Here is a 1,350-nt window from a genome sequence, read left to right on the forward strand (position 1 = left end):
GGGGACCGGCGGGGCCCGCCGGGCCGGGGCGGGTCAGCGCGCCGGTTCCAGCTGATCCCACCACCAGGCGATGGTGGGAATCGCGAGCGGCTCCAGGCTGTCGTCGGCCGGCTGCCGCTTCCACCAGCCGCCGGGGGTGGCCTTCGGACCGGTCGGCACGGCGTAGCGGGGGCAGGACGACGCCCAGTCGAGATGGCCCCTGACGAACTGGCCGAGCCCGTTCACATAGCGGCGCAGCTCCTCGTTCGCGCCGTCGAGCACCTGTGCGGACAGCCGGTCGAAGAGCACCATGACCCGGTCCCGCATGGTCACGACGCGGATCAGCGCGCGCTGCGGTGAGCAGTCCTGTTCCTGGCAGACGACATCGATCAGATTGAGGTTGTCGTCGGCCCGCTCCAGCTCCTTGTTGCGGGAGTAGAGGTCGTTGTCCCAGCTGACGAGGGTCCAGGTGATCTCGGTCAGGGCCCGGACCCGGGGGTCCTGGAGATCCTCGTCGGCGACGGAGAAGCCACCGACGATCTCGATCATCGCGGTGGAGGGCGCCATGCCGATGGCGCGCATCCACAGGGTGACGTAGTCGTCCAGCGACGGCAGCTCGGTCCGCCCGCGCCAGGACGCCTCCCACACCAGTCCCGAGGTGTAGACGCGCATCGCGTCCGTCATCCGGCGCAGCTGGCGTGGCGAGGCGTACCGCTCCAGCTCCAGCCGCAGTCGGCGCAGGGCCGCCGTGTGCGGTGAGTCATGGGGCGAGCCCGCGTCCGGGGACTCCACGGCGCGCATGATCCGCGAGGTCTCCTGGACGAGCAGGTCGGCCGTGGCCTCGGACTCGTCGCACACCCCGTCGTCCAGGGAGAAGAGCACGGCGTGGAACTTGGACATCAGGGTGAGCGGTTCGAGCTGCCCGTACGGCATCGTCGACGCGGTCAGCCCGCCGAAGTCGCATACGGCGAGCCGTTTGAGCTGCTGTTCGTCCGTGTCCAGCCGCTGCTGCAGCATCCACCGTACGGTCTGGTCATTGAGGACCTCGACGGCCCGGTGCCGCGCGGGCGGAACAGGGCAGTAGAACGGCACAGCCGGGAGCTGCTGGACCAAGCGCTGTTCCGAGACGCAGGACATGATCGGCCTCCTGGTGCGGCGGGAATGCGAGGAGAGGAAGGGAGAGGTGCCGTTCGGGGAGCGTATATGGCCGAGTCGTATCGTCAATAACGAGGCAACTTGGCATTGCCTGGCTGGAATTGACTGATTGTGAGCTGATCCCGCCCTTCCTGATCACCTCCACCGCCACGGCGCGTACCCCCCAACACGCGCTCCCCATTGCCTCTCCCGCCCCGACCGCGCGCCCCTGCTGAT

1 protein-coding gene is annotated in these 1,350 nt (G+C 68.9%); it reads right to left on the minus strand.

The window, feature by feature from the left end:
- Positions 1 to 33 precede the first annotated feature (33 nt).
- A complete protein-coding gene (locus DVH02_RS34465; protein ID WP_114627754.1) occupies positions 34 to 1,116 on the minus strand; it encodes a terpene synthase family protein in 1,083 nt (360 codons plus the stop codon).
- Between the last annotated feature and the right edge of the window lie 234 nt (positions 1,117 to 1,350).

The organism is Streptomyces corynorhini (assembly GCF_003346515.1).
GTDB classification, from domain to species: domain Bacteria; phylum Actinomycetota; class Actinomycetes; order Streptomycetales; family Streptomycetaceae; genus Streptomyces; species Streptomyces corynorhini.